The sequence below is a fragment of the Bradyrhizobium macuxiense genome, assembly GCF_007993935.1.
Taxonomy (GTDB): Bacteria; Pseudomonadota; Alphaproteobacteria; order Rhizobiales; family Xanthobacteraceae; genus Bradyrhizobium; species Bradyrhizobium macuxiense_A.
In genome coordinates, this window is the sequence record NZ_VITY01000016.1 from 180,051 (window position 1) to 194,408 (window position 14,358).

Annotated in this window: 14 protein-coding genes and 2 pseudogenes; 9 read left to right on the plus strand and 7 right to left on the minus strand. The window is 58.0% G+C overall.

Going from position 1 to position 14,358, the window contains the following annotated elements:
- Positions 1 to 2 precede the first annotated feature (2 nt).
- A complete protein-coding gene (locus FBZ93_RS33845) occupies positions 3 to 1,148 on the plus strand; it encodes a ribonucleotide-diphosphate reductase subunit beta (protein WP_146991744.1) in 1,146 nt (381 codons plus the stop codon).
- A 417-nt stretch (positions 1,149 to 1,565) separates the two neighbouring features.
- Here the strand turns inward: FBZ93_RS33845 and FBZ93_RS33850 are convergent, their stop codons facing one another.
- Positions 1,566 to 1,850: a hypothetical protein gene (locus FBZ93_RS33850; protein ID WP_146991745.1), complete on the minus strand. Its 285-nt coding sequence runs from the start codon at positions 1,848 to 1,850 to the stop codon at positions 1,566 to 1,568.
- Between the two features lie 187 nt (positions 1,851 to 2,037).
- Here FBZ93_RS33850 and FBZ93_RS40865 point away from each other — a divergent pair, with 187 nt between their 5' ends.
- The gene (locus FBZ93_RS40865; protein WP_167529328.1) at positions 2,038 to 2,178 is read left to right on the plus strand and encodes a hypothetical protein; all 141 of its coding nucleotides are present in this window, start codon (positions 2,038 to 2,040) and stop codon (positions 2,176 to 2,178) included.
- A 97-nt stretch (positions 2,179 to 2,275) separates the two neighbouring features.
- On the opposite strand, the gene FBZ93_RS33855 is transcribed toward FBZ93_RS40865, so the two are convergent.
- Positions 2,276 to 3,178, minus strand: coding sequence for a host specificity protein (locus tag FBZ93_RS33855; protein WP_246667759.1), 903 nt, complete (start codon positions 3,176 to 3,178; stop codon positions 2,276 to 2,278).
- Positions 3,179 to 4,009: 831 nt separating this feature from the next.
- Between FBZ93_RS33855 and FBZ93_RS33860 the strand changes: the two are divergent.
- Positions 4,010 to 4,585 (plus strand): annotated as a pseudogene (locus FBZ93_RS33860) (inner membrane-spanning protein YciB); the annotation flags it as partial.
- Positions 4,586 to 5,183: 598 nt separating this feature from the next.
- Positions 5,184 to 5,324, plus strand: coding sequence for a hypothetical protein (locus FBZ93_RS40870; RefSeq protein ID WP_167529329.1), 141 nt, complete (start codon positions 5,184 to 5,186; stop codon positions 5,322 to 5,324).
- Positions 5,325 to 5,354: 30 nt separating this feature from the next.
- Here the strand turns inward: FBZ93_RS40870 and FBZ93_RS33865 are convergent, their stop codons facing one another.
- A complete protein-coding gene (locus FBZ93_RS33865) occupies positions 5,355 to 5,543 on the minus strand; it encodes a hypothetical protein (protein WP_146991747.1) in 189 nt (62 codons plus the stop codon).
- 956 nt (positions 5,544 to 6,499) lie between these two features.
- Here FBZ93_RS33865 and FBZ93_RS33875 point away from each other — a divergent pair.
- Positions 6,500 to 6,790 (plus strand): annotated as a pseudogene (locus FBZ93_RS33875) (ATPase, T2SS/T4P/T4SS family); the annotation flags it as partial.
- Between the two features lie 48 nt (positions 6,791 to 6,838).
- Here the strand turns inward: FBZ93_RS33875 and FBZ93_RS40875 are convergent.
- Positions 6,839 to 7,051 carry a hypothetical protein gene (locus tag FBZ93_RS40875; protein ID WP_167529324.1) on the minus strand — a complete coding sequence of 71 codons (213 nt, stop codon included), beginning with the start codon at positions 7,049 to 7,051 and terminating at the stop codon, positions 6,839 to 6,841.
- 844 nt (positions 7,052 to 7,895) lie between these two features.
- Positions 7,896 to 8,060 carry a hypothetical protein gene (locus tag FBZ93_RS40880; protein WP_167529330.1) on the minus strand — a complete coding sequence of 55 codons (165 nt, stop codon included), beginning with the start codon at positions 8,058 to 8,060 and terminating at the stop codon, positions 7,896 to 7,898.
- Positions 8,061 to 8,156: 96 nt separating this feature from the next.
- Here FBZ93_RS40880 and FBZ93_RS33880 point away from each other — a divergent pair, with 96 nt between their 5' ends.
- Together FBZ93_RS33880 and FBZ93_RS33885 are read left to right on the plus strand one after the other, a co-directional pair.
- Positions 8,157 to 8,975, plus strand: a complete 819-nt coding sequence (locus FBZ93_RS33880) for a hypothetical protein (RefSeq protein WP_146991749.1) — start codon at positions 8,157 to 8,159, stop codon at positions 8,973 to 8,975.
- A gap of 11 nt (positions 8,976 to 8,986) precedes the next feature.
- Positions 8,987 to 9,337 carry a hypothetical protein gene (locus FBZ93_RS33885; RefSeq protein ID WP_146991750.1) on the plus strand — a complete coding sequence of 117 codons (351 nt, stop codon included), beginning with the start codon at positions 8,987 to 8,989 and terminating at the stop codon, positions 9,335 to 9,337.
- A 179-nt stretch (positions 9,338 to 9,516) separates the two neighbouring features.
- On the opposite strand, the gene modC is transcribed toward FBZ93_RS33885, so the two are convergent.
- A complete protein-coding gene (modC, locus tag FBZ93_RS33890; protein WP_146991751.1) occupies positions 9,517 to 10,683 on the minus strand; it encodes a molybdenum ABC transporter ATP-binding protein in 1,167 nt (388 codons plus the stop codon).
- On the minus strand, positions 10,680 to 11,237 hold the full coding sequence (locus FBZ93_RS33895) for a substrate-binding domain-containing protein (RefSeq protein ID WP_146991752.1): 558 nt from the start codon (positions 11,235 to 11,237) through the stop codon (positions 10,680 to 10,682). The genes modC and FBZ93_RS33895 overlap by 4 nt, the downstream gene beginning before the upstream one ends.
- 382 nt (positions 11,238 to 11,619) lie before the next feature.
- On the opposite strand from FBZ93_RS33895, the gene FBZ93_RS41795 reads away from it, so the two are divergent.
- Together FBZ93_RS41795 and FBZ93_RS40885 are read left to right on the plus strand one after the other, a co-directional pair.
- Positions 11,620 to 11,751, plus strand: coding sequence for a hypothetical protein (locus tag FBZ93_RS41795; RefSeq protein WP_283810872.1), 132 nt, complete (start codon positions 11,620 to 11,622; stop codon positions 11,749 to 11,751).
- Between the two features lie 1,566 nt (positions 11,752 to 13,317).
- On the plus strand, positions 13,318 to 13,473 hold the full coding sequence (locus FBZ93_RS40885; RefSeq protein WP_167529331.1) for a hypothetical protein: 156 nt from the start codon (positions 13,318 to 13,320) through the stop codon (positions 13,471 to 13,473).
- Positions 13,474 to 14,358 lie beyond the last annotated feature (885 nt).

Genomic DNA, 14,358 nt, shown 5'->3' on the forward strand with positions numbered 1-14,358 from the left:
TGATGCTCGACTTTTCAGAAACTGCGACCACAGACCGCCAGGAGCGCCCGCTTTTCACGCCGCCGTGCTTTACGATGGCGCCCGCCGAAGAGAACGAGGCAACCGGCCTCGGCACGATCGACCGCCATGGCGGCCGCGTCTCGGTCGACGAGAAGCGGATGATCAACTGCCGCGCCGACGTCAATCAGCTGCTGCCGCTGAAATACAAATGGGCATGGGAGAAATACCTCGCCGCCTGCAACAATCACTGGATGCCGACCGAGGTCTCGATGCAGGCCGACATCGCGCTGTGGAAGTCGCGCGACGGCCTCTCGGAGGACGAGCGCCGCGCCATCAAGCGCAATCTCGGCTTCTTTGCGGCCTCTGAAAGCCTCGTTGCCAACAACATCGTGCTGGCGATCTATCGCCATCTTACCAACCCCGAATGCCGGCAGTATCTCCTGCGCCAGGCCTTCGAGGAGGCGGTGCACACCCACACCTTCCAGTACATCGTCGAAAGCCTCGGCCTCGACGAGGGCGAGCTGTTCAACATGTACCGCGAGGTACCCTCGATCACCGACAAGGCGGCCTGGGCGATCAAGCACACCCAGCATCTCGACGATCCCGATTTCAAGATCGGGACGCCGCAGGCCGGCCAGGCGTTCCTGCGCGACCTCGTTGCCTTCTATGTGATCTTCGAGGGCATGTGGTTCTACACCGGCTTCGCGCAGATCCTCTCGTTCGGCCGCCGCAACAAGATGGTCGGCATCGCCGAGCAGTATCAATACATCCTGCGCGACGAGAGCATCCACCTGAACTTCGGCATCGACGTGATCAACCAGATCAAGATCGAGAACCCGCATCTGTGGACATCGGCGTTCCAGGACGAAGTCCAAAACATGATCCGCGAGGCCGCCGAACTCGAGGCCGCCTATGGCCGTGATACGATGCCGCGGGGCTTCCTTGGGCTTAACGCCGCATTGTGCGAGCAGTACATGCACTTTATTGCCAACCGCCGCTGCGCGCAGATCGGCCTGACGCCGGTGTTCGCGGAGGCGGAGAATCCGTTTCCGTGGATGTCGGAGGCGATGGACCTGAAGAAAGAGAAGAATTTTTTCGAAACCCGCGTCATCGAGTATCAGAACGGCGGCGCGCTCGATTGGGGATGAACAAACTTGCGGTGACCATTGCCTGTGCATACGGGGCATACGAGCCGGACTGTTGTAATGCCGGACATCGCCCCTGACGCGCCATGCTGCGCCACCGGACCACTTTGATCATTTTGCGAGCGAAGTGGTCCGGAATGCTCGATTGGTTCTGATCGTTGTCGCTCCGTTCATCGCGCGATTGGGTATGCTGCCTTTAAACCAAGCAAGCAGCGTGCCGAACCGGGGCTGCGCCTACTGCGAGCATGTCAACGCGAGGATGCCTTCGAAGGGACTTGAAGCTTACGCAGCGTCATGTCGTACATTTCTAGCCCTAGCGTTTTGCGATTGAGCAAAATGGGGCCTGGGATGGTAACAAACGCAGGTAGCGGACAAAATCCGACGATCGTTGGACCGCTTCAACGAGCCTTGGTGGCGGACTTATCTTGGTCGCACGATCTTGAACGAGGTCATCTGGTGAAGTCTTCCAAACCCGCGGCGGGACCAGCGATCCAGCTCGCGCGGCATGCCGGCATCAAGGCACGACCACATGCGGCCGGCGTTGCTTAGTGTGCCGATGCTCGACGACGGAATTTCCTGCATGCCGGCGGTAACTGCATCGAGCGGCCGCAGGACTTCTTCTGCGGTTCGTTGCAATGGATGCGCCGCAATGACAAAAGCAACAAGGTCCGCCTCGACAACCGGGCCACGGCGCAGATTGACCACTTTTCCGGTCCGCGTTGTGGAATTCCAGAACAAGAAGTGCGACGTGGAGGCCGGGCCCCCGACAACGAGAAACGGCTACATCCATGCCGATCGTCGTCAGCGGGGAAGCCGTGAAGCTACTGAGAATGTCAGGTCAAGTCGAAAAAAAAGGAAGGACCCTCGGATATAAGACCGGTGGAGGGACAGGATGAAGGCGACGCAAGGGGAATTGCAGGCGCTCAGGCTATTGCGTGCATTCTCGAAGATCGATGACGAAGACAAACGAAAAGCCGTGCTTGAACACGTCGAAGCCGAAGCCGTGTCTTCGAAGAATCCTAAAAAGAAATAATCGACAGTTTCGGCCGCCTCGTCGCCGAGACGGCCGACTGGAAGAAACGCGGCAATGCCAAGACGCTGGCTCAAGTGGCACAACCGAAGAGGCCCGGTCAAATCAGGTCCATTTCGACCAGTCCAAACCGCTGTGCCGAGATGCTAGCTCGTCGGCGGGCCCAAATTGAGGCGATCGAAGTACCAAGACGGATCTCCCCAGACGAATCTGTCTCGATATATTCTTCGTTCGAATTATCGTCCTGACTTCCTTCAACAGGATCCTCGGTCTCCGCCTGGAGATACAGTCGAGGCTTGTCGGCACGCTGCCATTCATCCTGGTCGTTCTTCGTCCACTTATCAGCATGTTGTCTAGGGTCGAGCACGAACTGGTTCCCACCCACGTCAACAAAGCCCATCTGCTCCAGACGGGGCTTCGCTTCATCGTTAGCCGGACGCGACATGATCAAAGGCCGCTTGCCGTCAAGCCGAAGTTGATGTTCGAGCAGGACATCGCCCGCGTTCTCAACGAGCGGATGAGTAACTCGGAGAGCGACGACAGATGAGATGTGTTTACGACCCGGAAAGTGTTCCTCCTGCCACGCCTCGCCTTTGATGCGGACGCCTGGATCCGTCCTTAGGAGTCCGACACTCTTATCGCCCAGCTGGTAGCTGAAGTACCGCGAACCCGTCTTGTGATCTACGGTCGCGCCGGCTCTAGCGACCATCGCGGTGCGCTCGGCCTTGGAGGACACGAAATCCGAGTAATCTTGCGGGTTGTCGGCTATCTGCTTGACATCGTCACCGTAAAAGTTCCTCAGTTCTTGCCTGAATGTATTCCTGTTCATCTCGTAAATAGGAGGCTCGGAGGTGAGGGAATACGTACGTGTCGCCGACGATGAACCAGTCGCTGCGTCTGCAAGCGTCTGCCTGAACATCCGGTCATCCGCTTCCTGCCCGGATTCATCGGCTTGGCCCGCGCTTGTGGATGGGATGAACGGTCCAGTGATTCTGCCATACATGAGATTAGTTCTCCTATCGACAGCATTGGGTCCTGGTTGATGTCGGTCTGCTCAAGACCAGTCAGCAATTTAGGCGAGCGAGCTGACAACAAGCTGATGTAAAAGAACGGTGCATGGCTGCAGGTCCTGACGTATTCGCACTCGTCAAGCTGACCGGCTATTTCGGGCCTTCCAGGTTTTCTTTAGGTCTGCACGCGGTCGCACAGCCGCTCTCCGGCCGAAACCGACATGCGGGAATACGCACGTTAACTTATCATCGGTTCACCAGATGGTGCTGACGCTCGAACGCGAGCCTTCATCGGAAGGCCGCCGAGGTCCCCGGTGCATCGAAGTGCTTGTTGATCCCAGCCAGCTACCGGACCTGCTTTGATCTGGCGCTCAATCGGTCAAAATCACCGTGTGCAGAGGTCCTGGCAGGCGCGATCCCAGAACGAACCAGTTGGCCGAACGCCTAGAAGCCTTTGTCGTCCAGCAAGGCTCCCTTCAATACAAGCCATCTATCTAGACGTCGACAGCAACGGATCCGGACGGCAGTGGAGACATAGTGTTCCGTCAGGATTGATAGGATCCTTCACGTTGATTTGGCGGAAGCTCCAGTTCTTCCGCCGGGGGGCGCACAATTTGACCCCGAACGCGTCGAATAGACCTCTATATCATCGGGCGACTTGGTGATGCTGCCTTGAACGGAGCAGGCACCGTGCCGAACCAAGGCTGCGGCTACCGCAAGCATGCCATGAGAGGATCATCTTCGAAGGGGCTTGAAGCTCACGCAGCGTCAGATTGTACATTCCGAGCCCTAGCGGTTTCCGAGTGAGCAAAAAGGGTCAGAGGATGGCAGTCAGCGCAGGTGATCGACAAGACGAACCGCATACGATGCTCGACTTCGCCACCGAGCTCGGTCCGCTGATCATCTTCCATGTTGTGAACATGAAATTTCGGCTTATTACGGCTACCGCCGCATTCATGGTCGTGACCGTCTTGGCCGGGATCGCATCCCTCATGGTGAAAGGTCACATGCCGATCACGTCGCTGATCACCAGCGTCGGCGTGCTGGCGTTCGGTACGCTGACGCTGGTGCTGGATGACGATACGTTCATCAAGGTCGAGGCTACCGTCGTCAGCGGACTGCTTTCGACGCTTCTCGGTGGCGGACTTCTGTTTGGCCGCTCTTTCATCGTGGTGACATTGGATCGCATCTTCAATCTGACAACACAGGGCTGGCGTATCCTTACCTTTCGCTGGGCGATGTTCTTCGCAGGCATAGCGATCTTGAACGAGGTCATCTGGCGAACCCAGACCACGGATGCCTGGGTGAATTTCAGGACGTTGGGCGTGACGACGTTGAGTCTGCTCCTCGGTTACATTCTGATGCCGCTGACCGAGCGCTACTATGCCGGGGCTGGGTCGCCTTCCGTTCAATCATCTTTTGTCCAAGTCCGCCGACGACTGCCCGAGTCGGAATTCAGGGGAGATGTCGAGGGCGGGCCGGTCGAACAAGAACCGATTGACCGACGCGGCGAACGTTGCGACTGAGCGGCCCCCGTTTCGGCATGATTCAGAGGCTGCTGATCGGATCCAAATCGAACAAAGAGATGCGCTGGTCGACAAACCGCAAGCATCGGCATTCCTTCCCGGCAATATTCTCGCCTGCGCGTTCCCGCAACTCGAAACCCTTAACGTCCAAAGCGCGTCGGTCAGGTAAAACATTCGCCGGTGCTACGAACGACGGCATCGCCAATTCGACCGGCAATCAACTGGTCGACGAGCAACGATCTGATGGTCCGACCCATTAACGCCCAGTCCTGGGCCAGGCTTGTCATTTGGCCGGGCGGCGCAGGATCGTCACAATGGTACCGATCGGAAGAGTCCAACTGGACGTCCCGCACCGGACATCCATCCCGATCATCGTCAGCGGCGAAGCCGTGAAATGCGAAGAGTGTCAAGTCAAGCCGAAATAGAAGGACGCTTCCCGCGCCTTCGGATATAAGACCGGTGGAAGAATAGAATGAAGACGATGCTGCGAAATTTGCAGGCACTCAGGCTATTGCGTGCATTCTCGAAGATCGACGACGAATACAAACGAAAAGCCGTGCTTGAACACGTCGAGGCCGAAGCCGAGCCTGAGAAGAATCCTAAGAAGAAATAGGAGCCGGGCCGGCTCGTTTAGCGGGTGAGCCTAGCCGTCGTCCCCGTGGTCGAGATGCTCCTTGACGTTTATGGAGGGGAGCACCAGCGGCTTGGTCTTCCGGGGCTGCTCGTACCGGGACGCAAGATCCAGGAGCCGCCGCTTGATAAATGGGTCGGCCCGATCGGCAAGGTCGCGAACCAGACGAGCCCGCTGCCTGTTGAATTCATCGTCCAGCATGGGATCACCAAATAAGCCCGTTTGTACGGCGGATCGTTCAAGATAGCTAGCTGTTGAATGGCGTGTGGTTAAGCGAGCCGGGCCTGATGAAATTATGAAGCCGGGACGATGCTCACACCGGCGGCGATGGCGCAGTTTACCGTAAGAGAGCTGGATGGGGCCGATGCGTGACGGACGCGTTGGCGCTGCGATCGTCAAGGCGATCCAATCCGACAAGGCCAGTCGGCGCCCGGCGTCGGCCACAGGCCTTGTCGAGGCAGGTCCCTGTGTGCGACAGCAAGAGCTGCTAAGTCTTTGATTCATCGTGCTCTGTTAGGTGTTCCCGCCACGTTTCGCTCAGGATTGCGCACGATTCATCGCGATTTAGCTGCGGAACTCTCAAGATAATCAGAGCTAAAAAGGGTCGCTCGCCGGCATCTTTCGGCTTACATTTTGACCAAATTGTCAGGAGACGAGTATGCCTGCCCGCACCGAAGGCGCCGGTCGCTCGCACGCTGATTTCATGCGAGCGGCGAATGACGAGCTGACAAAATTCGAGCACCGCGAGCGCGAGTTTCGAAAAGAAGACCGCCACGAACGAGCCACAAGATTGCAGTTGCCCGTGGAAAGGTACAACAGCGAGGATTGGCGCGTAAGGAAGCCATCAAGGCCAATTCATAGAACCTGAGAGGTGATCGACCTCGCCTATACGATGTCGTGCGCAACTCGATACATGACGTCGGCAGCGATAAATCAGGCGAACGCGCCGTGCCGCCGACGAAGCGGACATCGACATGGAGCGTATCGCCTTGCTGAGCGTCACCTCCTCAGATCAGCAGGCCCGGCATCCACGACCAACCTGATTCAAGGAGCCGCCGACGTGGTGCAGGAAGGCTGCGCGTAAGGCGTCTCCACCCGCTCCGTCAGTCTGGTGCAAGCGTTGAGCATGACGCGGATCACCAACGAACTGCTCTTTCGAGATCGCCGGCACCACCGATCGCGTGGTCCTGATCGAGGACACGCGCGAGCTGCAGTGCCGCGCCCCGAATCTGGTCGCGCTGCGCACCAGGGATGGCGTCGCGTCCCTGTCCGATCTGGTCTGATCCTCCCTGCGTTTGCGCCCCGACCGCATTCCGATCGGCGAGGTGCGGAGCAGCGAAGCCTTGGAGCTCCTCAAAGTCTGAGGTACCGGCCATGCCGGGGGGATCAGAACGATTCACGCCGGCGCGGCGCTGGGCGCGCTTCGCCGCCTTGAACAGCTGCTTCAAAGCTGATGAACTGGATAACCTCTGTAAGCGAGCCGCGACATCCGATGATCAGGGCGTGTCGCACCAAATTCGGTGAAAGCCTTCTTTTGCCATCCCGAGAGCGATGATGATGTCAACGTCGCCGCGGTTGTCGATCGTGCGCAGCGTCTTCTTGACCCCGCTCACGCTCAAGCCCGTCATCGACGCGGCGATTTTCAGGATGCATCCGTCCGCGCTGCACCGTCTACGGAACGGACAGGCGTCCAGCAGCTGGGCTGACATCGTACGTTTCGGACAGGGTGTCTGATTGCGCGGTCAACGTTTGATTGTTATCAAGAATTGTTCAATCGTCGCTATTAGAGGAGGTTTAATGTCGAAAATAGCTCCCTACCACACTGACTCGCCCGAATATCCGCCGTCCCACCGTAACGTCTATCACGACCGCGACAATTGCCCCGCCGGAAAGACGATCAAGCAAGCGCACCGCAAGGCAGGTAAGGCTGAGAGACCGCGCTGCAATGACTGCAAGAAGCTCGACTGATCCAAGGTCCGCCGTCCAATTTTCCACGCCTACCGACGGACTGCAGCGCGCGGCGACAGGCCCAACGCGTTAACAATTTGCGGTAGGCGAATCTCTCCGCCTTTTGACGGTGGAGCGACAAGACATGGACCGGATAATCCGCACCTCGCCCCGAGGAGAACGCGAGACAAGTTGATCTGCCCGGCAACCACAGCAAGGGAGCGCGTCGGCTGGAGCATCGTGGCCGCACTTGAGCAATTTGTTGAATTTCTCAAAAAGAGCCGTGCGTTCAAAAGTCTGTCGCCGGGTCGAAGCGCTGGTGGCCCAACGCTGGCGCTGCCTCGAGGTGAGCCAGGCCCGCCGGGCCGTCGTCCTTGATCCGAAGGGGGAGCTCTATTCTACGATGAGACCGCGGCATGGCGCGAAAAGCACGTCGGACCGGTCTGCCGCATCGTGCTCTTTGCTTACCGTTCGGAGGAGAAGGCTCAGCGCCTTCTGGAGCATCGGCTTGACCACGCTGGCGTGGTCCGCTCGCAGCACCAGCACGCGCCTCTGTTTTCGAAGGCTCGATCCATAACCTGCGAGATCGGATTTCTCTATCTTCTGTTACTTAAGCCGATTTTTGGCTTCAAGATTTTCGGATGTTTTCAATGATTTGTTGCGGGGGACGCGATGATATTCCGGACGAAGGGCAATCGCCCATTTTTGTTCAGTGCATTGTTCGTATTGAGCGGATGCGCCATTGCGCCGGTCACGGATGACGTCGCGCATGTTTCAGCATCCAATATTGCGAGGCAGATTCGCTGTGAAGCACGGCAGGCTGTCATTGACGCGCTGCTCGGCTATCTCACGAGCTCCGACAACAACATGAACAAGAACAAGCTCGACGATTACTCCTTTGCCATCGGTACCGAGCTGAAACGGGCCTACAACGAGAATCCCGAGGCGATCAGAGCCTTCGATCCCTCTCAAGTGACCGGTTTCGCCCATACGGTGACAAAGCTGCTCTACAGCACGGGCATTGCCTACTATTACGATCTGACGGGCCTGGAGACGAACAACATAGATCCGGCTGCGAACCTCATCCGGCCGACCCCCATGACATCACTGGTGACCCTCGGCCTCACCGGAAACTTCGACAGGCAGAGACAGAACGAATGGTCGTTTACGATCACGGACAACTTCGGAAACCTCGTTCAAAAGACGAGTGGGAGCTATTGCGCGAACCATCTGGTGAGAACTGAGGATTACGTCTACCCGATCGCGGGAAAGGTCGGGCTCGCCAAGTTGATCAAGGAATTCACCTTGATGAGCCTGTTTGAGAATCTCGATGAGCTCAACAAGGACGTTGCGACAGTGAAGAAAGGGCCGCCGAGCATGGTGCAGCAGCTTCAGTTCACCACGGCCATCGGCGGCGGGGCATCGCCCAAGATCGTCTTCGCGCCCTCAGGGCCGCAGCTGCAAGTCACTGATGTGAGCTTTCCCGTTACCGTGTCGCGCAAGGATACGCACCAGCTGACGGTGGGCTTATATCTGGACAAGGGTGAGGCAAAGATCCTCGATGTGGCCCGAGGTCCGATTTATGAAGGTTCGCTCATCACCGCTTCAGGTGGAAGAGCTGAACTAGGCGCCGCGCGGGCAGTTCAGCAGTTTCTAGCACTGAAGATTTTCAAGCCAGCACTATAAGGGAGTCTGATATGGCAAAAGTCAAAAAGGCGAAGACCCGCAAACCATCGCCTGCGCGGAAGGCACGGAAAGCGAGCAAGAAGGCCGCTCCGCCAAAGCCTGCCCGTTCGGGAGGAACCCACGTCGACTTCGGAGTGCATGGCCTCGGAAAGATCATGGCTGCCATACACAACGCCGGCCTGGGTGATGAGCTCAATGCGCACCTTGCGGGTTCCGGACAGTTCGTCAAGGTGCACCGCAAAAGCCTGACGGCGATCAAGGGCTTTGTGAAAGAGAGGCCGGAACTCGCGAATTTAGCTCAGACTATCGGCGATTGCGACTGTCCACCCGACGATCCGGGATGCGTTTACATTCCGGGGTAAGTCGGCAGGCGCTGACGAGCCTTCAAAGGTGCGTGATCGTGCCCGCCGTGTCGTCAGCACGTTTGCTGAACTTCTGTTCCTGACCTCCTCTCGTCAAAGGACATGCTGGGTCGAGGCGCTGCGGCAGGCGTCTGGACCGAGGCCGGCAGTCGCGGGCTTCATCCTATTTTATCGTGGCGTCACCTCACGGTGCTTGTCGGTCCAGCATCTGTCGATAAGCTCGAGGTCGAAATGGCATGCAGTGGCCGTTCAGTGGCCGAGACCAGAGAGATGCGTTCGATTTTGGCGAATATGTTCATTCCATCCCTGAGGCCCAGTGCATGAAAGGCGCGGCAGGTGATGCGCGCGAGGATCTGTGCGGCTGAATCTCCAGTCTCGAGCGCAAGCACCAATGTAACCTCGGCCGCGCTGAACGGCAAAGAGGCCTTGATGCGCGCTGGAAAGACATTGAGGATGGAGCTTGCGCGGGGTGCCTCGCGAGCGATGCTGACGTCGCCGGCTGCGATGCGCAGCCTTTGACGTGCGCCGGGTCTGAGCGGTGGTCCCGGCACCAACAGGCGCGCACCTTTGAGGCGGAGTATGATGAGCCCATAACGTCCGTCATAGCCGCCGACCACGGCGTCAAGGCTCACAGCGGCTTCGTCGCGCCCCGCAAGCCACTGCGCTGGATCCGTCTGCAAGACATGCAACGGCCCAGCCGCAGTCACCCTTCCGTGTTCCACCATGACAAGATGATCGGCAAAGCGTTCGACGTCAGCCAAATCGTGGCTGACATAGATCATCGGCAGCTTGAGCGTTTCATGCATGCGCTCGAGGAACGGCAGAATCTCGCGCTTGGCGGAGCGATCGAGCAAGGTAAGCGGCTCATCCATCACAAGTAATCGGGGCTGGGACAACAGCGCGCGGGCTAAGGCGACGCGCTGCCGCTCGGCGGCGGAGAGATGTGAGGGAGAACGGTCAAGGAGCGACGCCAAGCTGAGCAAGTCGACCACTTCCTCAAAACCGATCAGCATTGGTTCCGATTTAGGCGCGGCATTAAGCAAATGGCATCTGACAGACAAATGAGGAAAAATGGTCGGATACCGGAACACATAGCTGACGCGACGCAGATGCGCCGGGCGGAACGTGGTCTCATCCTGCCACACCTCGCCGTCGATCTTGCAGAAACCAGTCAGCAGTGGCTGGAAGCCAGCGATGCAACGCGCCAGCGTGGTCTTGCCGCAGCCTGGTGGGCCGAAAATAGCCGTCAAGCCAGTTGCCGGTACGCTGAATTGCGCATCGAGCGGAGTGCTCGCGAGAGAGCCGCCGAAGGCGACTTCGATACGGCCCGGTTTTGCTGTCCTCACGTGCTCGTGCCCGGGCGGTATCGTTCGATCAAGGTTACGATCAAGACTACCGCATGCCCTAACATCACGATGCTGCCGGCAGGCCAGCTTGTCTCGCTTGAGGACGACGTCTGCCCCGCGGCTGTGCCATAAGGAGCGGGGGCAGGATTGCAGACCATCGGCTTTATGATGCGCGGCATTTTGAGCGCCTCCGTGTCATTCATCAACGCCGCAACCGAATTGCGCGACGCGCGGCCACCGATCGGACAGGTGAAGTTGCTTGGCGGAACTGCGGCGCCATGGCCGATCACTCCGCTCGGGCGGGAGTCGTCGGCAGGCAGAGACACCTGAATTGCATCGGCTTGGATAGTCTGGATGTAGAACGATCGGCTCGTACCATAGCTCACCAGGGCCTCGTGTCGGGTCTTCGGTTTAAGCGGCGCTGCAATTTCCTGGGCGGGTAGCGCTAGGTGCGCTCTGACCGCCACATTGATGTTCACCGCTCCAGCGCTTCCGAGCGTGAGCAGCATCAGAGCTGCAACGATCAGAATCAACTGGGCTAGTCTCAGCTTCATCGGGAACCCCGAGCGCGAGCTGTCGCGCCGCTTCCTTGCGGCGGCTCTTGGCTCCTCATCACAGCAATCTGCGTGCCGCTCGAGGAATGTGCGCGCGTTGCTTGATCGTGGTGAAATTCGCAAGCACAGCTGGCGCAGCGTCCTGGAATGGCCGCGCGGTATCCGTCCAGCTTCCGACGTTGGTGTCTCCAACCGGACACGGACAGCCGACGAGAGGCGGACTCGAACTCGACGGCGACGCCTTTGGGGGCATCTGCATCGACGCGAGGACCGGTTCGATCATCGGCAGTGGGTCAATTGCACCGGACTACCGCCACCGCCAACGAACCGTCAACGCGGGCGAGGTCGTCCGCCTCCTCGCTGGATCGCTGGAAGTGACCGCATGGCCTCGATCGCTGTCGAGATCGGGACGGATGATCTGGTCGGGCAGGGCCGCCGGATAACTGAGATCAACCCGTTTGCAGCGCAGGACGAGACGGTCATGGCTTTGAATCTCTCTGCACCGTCGGTTTGAACATTCGTGGCCCGACCAAGTGCTTCGAGACGTACGAGGAAGAATATCGTCGCACCCAGCGCGCAAAAAGGGCTTGAAGCGTACGTAGCGTCAGGTTGTACAATCGAAAGCGGGCGGCTGTCGCCTCTCGAAGCGTCACGTCGGGGCAGTAAAGAATTCGAATGTCACTTGGAAAGCGCACTTCGCAAGGCCCTTTGTGTATCCTTGTGAAGAGCCCACTATGCGAAGTGGGATTGCTCGGCATAGGTGGTGCGGGTCAAGCTGCACCGAAGCAGGACGAGCAGTGCGAGATCCGAGCGGAACCTCCTGGCGTTGGCGCTGCTGGATTGGAGAGCGGACCCCGGGGCGAGGTGCGGTCTTCGATGTTCCGCGCGCCACTCTTCGCAGATGGTCGAATTTGGCTTGGCCGCACGTATCATGCACGTCAGGTGCCGACCGGGGTGAACTGCTTACTCTCTTCAAACGGCTATATCATCATCGACGCACTGGATTTGACTGACGCGGGATCACCCGGCATCCCGGCCCGGATTCGATCCTCTTGTCAGGATGTCGTTCGTTCAGCTCCCATCGCAGCAAAGATCGTTTGGGTCTGCGCGCGAGCCAAACCGGTCGTCGCCTGATGGTCAGATTATGAACAGTCGCCAGTCGCTCCCTCAGACTGATCGCGCGCTCAGGCCAGCAGCGCGAGCTTCGTATGCCAATTTCTGCCGCTGCTCGGGCCGCAAATCAAGTTGGTCTCGGCTGCGAGTATTGCGTGGCGTCAACTAGCTGAGAGCGCTGCTTTGATCTGGGGAGGTAAGAGAGCGCGTCCCCTGCCGTCTATGCTTCAAGAGCTTCGGCTCGCTTTCTGGTTGATAGGCCATGTTGCACATCGCGCAAGACAATAGCGAAGGACATCCAGCTTAAGAGAAATATGGTGAATCAAAAGCGACGCACTTATTGGATCTGCATGGCATATCGCTTTGCAGTAGCCCTCGCTGTTCTAGCGACAACAACTGTACACACAAAACACGCTCGAGCGCGAGATCTGAGGCCGGAAGAGACATTGGCGTCTTGCAGGCCGGACTTTATACGCTTCTGTGACCACTTTACTGGGCGTGATGACCCAGACGCCGCTATGTTTTGTCTCAGAGAGAACTTTAAAACTCTGCGTGAAGAATGTCGTCGCGTGGTTCCAGGCGCGACGGAGAGAACGGGAGGCTTGCGACGAGGTGGCATTAACAAACGGCCGCCTCTGAGCGTCTCCGCTCGGAAGAGAGCGTCCGAGCTGCAAGATCGCGACAGTATCGCGACAAGCCGTCGAACTGATGGGACCCAGACTGTTGTTGCGCCGAGGGAATCGAAGCGATCGGTAGGGAAGAAAGAGACCTCGCCCCGCCAAGATTGGTAGCTGGTCCCCTGACGGACACGTGACTGCGAGCATAACTAATTGTCATCCGGCCATCGATAGATGGCACACGTCGCGACAGTGGGGCTACGATGCGGTCTGGAGTACGGTCTTGGGCGGCCGCCGCAGTTGCGATCATTGGAGGCGGTGCAGGCAACTCCGCGAACCTTGATCCAACAGTGAAGCTGCCATCGCCCCTGTGGAGTTGGTGGGCGAAGTTTCTGTTCCAGTTTTATCGAGTGGCGCTCGATCTGATTGGTCTTCTGCCGCACGCCGCCGAGTTCACGGTGCCCGCGAAGATGCGGGAGGCGGTGCCTTTGTTGCGGGATTGTTGACGGGGAGCGGTTCGGCTTGACATCGAGGAGCGGTCATCGGATCGAGGAAGAAAGGCCGTCTACGTCAGCTTCCAACGATCTTTCTGGAATCGGCAATTGTGCCGATTACGGCATTCTCTAATGAAACTGCACTGTGATGGCGAAGAAGTGCGCTTAAGGCAACTCTCAGTAACGATATGCCATGGTCCAGAAAGCATCCAAACATTCATCGCACGGTTTGACGGCACCGACCGCGAACTTATTTCAGAGCCGGAAAGTCAAAGGAAATGTTTTCGCTAACAGCTTCTCAAAGGCAGAATGCTGTTCAAGAAGGCGATTCTCGATGAGTTTCCGATCCGCATCAGGTAATTCTGCCTGAAGCAACTTACGACAACGCCAAATGTGGTTGCGTACCGATCTGATCTCACTGAGCTTATCATCAACCGAGCTCATCGCGCACGCCGACTAACTTCCGACTAACCCTTGAAATGACCAATCGTGCCGCTACGCGACAAGCCACCGCCCCATCACGCCGCGTTATGCCGACTGGTTTCGTGTCTAAGCTTTTGCAAGGCGCGGGCCAATTTGCTTCGGGGACATTGCGAATAGTTCGGTATATGCGAGGCGTTCAATCGATATCACTCTGTCACCGCGCGTTTGATGGTCATTTGTGGTAGATCACGAATTTTATCCGCATTGTCGGCGTGCCCGTTGGGGAATTCCTGCACCGCCCCGGGGAGGTTGGGTACACACCACATAGCAGCTAAGGACTTAAACCGAGGCTGGGTCGCGGCGGAAGCCGCAAGTCCTTAAGGAGTTTCTAAGGCAATGCGCTCGTGGAGTGATAAAGGTACCGATATTGTGACGCTTCAGTGCCTTGCGAATTTTGCGAGTGTTCGATTGGAG